Below are 3,032 nucleotides of genomic sequence, written 5' to 3' on the forward strand. Positions count from 1 at the left end.
TGGTGAATCTCGGGAATCAGCGGGCCGTTGGGACCGTCGGGCACTGATGCCGTCGTGAAGGTCGGAATGTCCGCGAGATGCGACACCTTCGCCAGAGCAATGACGTTCGAACGCAGCACCGGCAGGTCGATGTCCTTGACCAGTTGGAACAGCCCGCTCTGATGGTCGATCAGCAGCATGACGGCGTCCGCGGGGTCGATCATCCATTTGTTGACCTTGTTGGCTTTGGCCATGGCAACCTCCCGGAAAATGGAGCCTTCGGAACTGGCTGCTATCAGTTTACTGCTTGATATCGAAGCGTCAAAACGTGGAGGGGGAAGTGGGAAATATCAGAAAAAACAAAGCCTGCACATGGCGGGCTGGGGGGAATTGGCGGTAGCTATTTGTACTTATCGATGGATTCAGGAACCGTCCCCCCGTTAATTATCCGGGGAGGCAATAAACGGGACGGCTACAGCCGGTCGGCGGCATTCTTGTGATAGACGTCGAAGAAGATCACGCTGTTGTCGGCGACTTCATGGCAGAAGCCGCACTGCTCCGCCAGCTTTTTCCCCTCTTTGCGGCACTGTTCGCACCAGTGATAAATCAGCCGGTAGTCGCGCCGGCCGACGTACTTTTTGAGCCGGCCATGGTGAACGCCGTGCATCCAGCCGTCGGCGTCGGCGGGGTTGTGCAGGAGCCGGTTGATGACATCGAGGATGCGGCTGTGCCCCGGCGGGTCGTGCTTCTCGATCTTTTCGAGCTTGGCGGCGAAGGTCGGAGTGGGAAAGTAGATGAAGGGTGACATGCTTTTTCCTGCCTGCTAGGTCGGTCGGCCGTGGCGGCGGTATTTCCGGAGAAGGTGGAGACATGCTACTTGAAAATGCCGCCTTGGTAAAGATGGAAGACTTTCGCATTCAAAGAAGGAAGGTCTGGCGTTTCCGCGCGAAGAGAAATGACCAACCACGCCGGGGATTGTTCGGGCGACGCCTTGATTTCCTGCACCCATCTGACCGATAAAGGAAGAGAGAACGATATTCGGCAAACCCGGCGAGCCGACCAGAACCCAAGGAGGGAGCCATGCTCATCGAAAGAGAGGTCAAACCCGTTTTGCACCGGCAGAAATGCTCCGCATGCGGATATTACACCATCTACCGCGCCATACCCGCCGGCGAAAGTGCCACGGACACCTGCACCCACTGTGACCACCAGGTGGCCATCCCCTGGCATGGGGAAAGCCAGGCCTTATTCAAAAGCTTCGAAAGGTTTCTCAATGACCTGGAGGGAATCTACCCTGAACTCCAGGAGCTGAAAAATCCCGGGGATCATATTCTGCTCGATTAGGAGGGCCGAACTCGGCCGAGGACAAAAAAAGGGACTGGCTGCTTTACCGAAAAGCGTCTGTTCCCTTTTTCTTTCGCGGCGCCCTCATCCGTCATCGATAAACCTCATCATGACTGCCGATGTCGAGCAGGATGATCTCCTCCTCGGCGATCAGCAGGGTGAGGGTGACGCGATAGCTGTAGGTGAGCCGCACGGCATGGCAGCCGGTGAGGCGGCCGGAGAGGGGATGCAGGCCGAGGGCGGGCTGGAAGGGGTCGTGCTGCAGGTCGGCCAGAAGCCGGGCGAAGCGGGGCTTGAGCTCGGGATGTTTGCGGAAGAACTTGCGGGCCTGGCGCAGGAACTGCTCCGGCGTGGTGATGGTGAACATCAGGCCGGCTCATCGTCGGCATCGAGGGCCTGCAGCAGGTCGGCGGCACTCTTGAACTTCTGCACCCTCCCCGCCTTCGCATCCTCCAGCGCCGTCCGGACCCGCGCCAGGTAGGCCTCCTGCGCCTCGGCCACCAGTTCCTGGTAGCGCTCCTCGGTCAGCACCACGTACTGCGGCCGGTTGTTGCGGATCACGTGGATGTCCCCCTTCTCGATCAGCTCGTCCACGGCGGCGATGCCGCGGCGCTTGATCTCCTGGGCCGGAATGGTGTTCATATCGTTACCTCTTTTGGTACTTGATTTGGTACTTGAATCGTAGCAGGCGGGGAAGAGAATAGCAAGGGGCTACACGCTTCCACGTCCTCTGCGGTGCGGACGAATGAAGTGGGGTGTCCCCGTAATTCGGTGTGGAAATTTTACAGGACAAGAAAAGAGCACTGCTTTAGGATGTTGTGACGCTGAATTTCGCAAACCTGACCCGAAGCACTTCAGGGATGAGCGGAGCGGAGATAGGGGCAAATGAAAAAATCAAATAGTCGAGAACCTCTCCTGATTGAAAACGATGTAGATCTCAGAGCGTTCAATACGTTCGGTTTTTTCTGCCGGGCCTCCCGTCTGGTACGGGTGCGGAGTGTGGAGGATGTGTGCACGGTGATCGCTCACCCCGAGTTGGGTCGCCTGCCCAGGTTCATCCTGGGGGGTGGCAGCAACATCGTGCTCACCGGGGATGTGAGCGCCCTGGTCGTCAAGGTGGAGGTGCCGGGTCTGGAGCTGGTGGAAGCCCGCGAGGATGCCTGGATCGTTGAGGCCGGGGCCGGCGAGTCGTGGCATGGACTGGTGGAGTGGACGCTGGCCCGGGGGCTGCCCGGCCTGGAAAATCTGGCCCTCATACCCGGGACGGTAGGCGCCGCCCCGGTCCAGAACATCGGCGCCTACGGAATGGAGCTGGCCGAGCGTTTCGAATCGCTGGATGCGGTTGACCTGGCCACCGGCCATACCCGCACCCTGGACCGCAACGAATGCCGGTTCGGCTATCGGGACAGTGTCTTCAAGCGGGAGGCGGCAGGCGCCTTTCTCATCACCCGGGTCCGTCTGCGCCTGCCCCGGCCCTGGCAGCCGGTGCTCGGCTATCCGGATCTGGCCTCTCTGCCGGAGCAATCCGGCAACCTTGCTCCCACCCCCTCCGAGATCTTTGACCGGGTCTGCCAGGTGCGCAGGGCCAAACTGCCCGATCCCGCGGAGTTCGGCAACGCAGGCAGCTTTTTCAAGAACCCGGTGATCTCCTCCCGGCAGTTCCGCGCCCTCATCGAGCGGGAGCCGTCCATCGTCCACTATCCTCTCCC

6 protein-coding genes are annotated in these 3,032 nt (G+C 60.1%); 2 read left to right on the forward strand and 4 right to left on the reverse strand.

The genetic code is table 11. The annotated features are described in order from the left end of the window. Both VD811_03180 and VD811_03185 read right to left on the reverse strand, forming a co-directional pair. The coding region (locus VD811_03180) for a hypothetical protein (protein ID HXV19981.1) at positions 1–233 on the reverse strand (233 nt) is incomplete at its 3' end. A 218-nt stretch (positions 234–451) separates the two neighbouring features. Continuing rightward, positions 452–787: a toxin gene (locus VD811_03185; protein ID HXV19982.1), complete on the reverse strand. Its 336-nt coding sequence runs from the start codon at positions 785–787 to the stop codon at positions 452–454. Positions 788–1,059: 272 nt separating this feature from the next. Here VD811_03185 and VD811_03190 point away from each other — a divergent pair, with 272 nt between their 5' ends. After that, positions 1,060–1,323, forward strand: coding sequence for a hypothetical protein (locus VD811_03190; protein ID HXV19983.1), 264 nt, complete (start codon positions 1,060–1,062; stop codon positions 1,321–1,323). Between the two features lie 91 nt (positions 1,324–1,414). On the opposite strand, the gene VD811_03195 is transcribed toward VD811_03190, so the two are convergent. Continuing rightward, positions 1,415–1,690 carry a plasmid stabilization protein gene (locus VD811_03195; GenBank protein ID HXV19984.1) on the reverse strand — a complete coding sequence of 92 codons (276 nt, stop codon included), beginning with the start codon at positions 1,688–1,690 and terminating at the stop codon, positions 1,415–1,417. After that, a complete protein-coding gene (locus tag VD811_03200) occupies positions 1,690–1,965 on the reverse strand; it encodes a prevent-host-death protein (protein HXV19985.1) in 276 nt (91 codons plus the stop codon). Before VD811_03200 ends, VD811_03195 begins: the two co-directional genes overlap by 1 nt. Positions 1,966–2,208: 243 nt before the next feature. Between VD811_03200 and murB the strand changes: the two genes are divergently transcribed. Then, positions 2,209–3,032, forward strand: an 824-nt coding sequence (gene murB, locus VD811_03205) for a UDP-N-acetylmuramate dehydrogenase (protein ID HXV19986.1), incomplete at its 3' end; no start/stop codon positions are given.

It is taken from the genome of Desulfuromonadales bacterium, assembly GCA_035620395.1.
Taxonomy (GTDB): Bacteria; Desulfobacterota; Desulfuromonadia; order Desulfuromonadales; family DASPGW01; genus DASPGW01.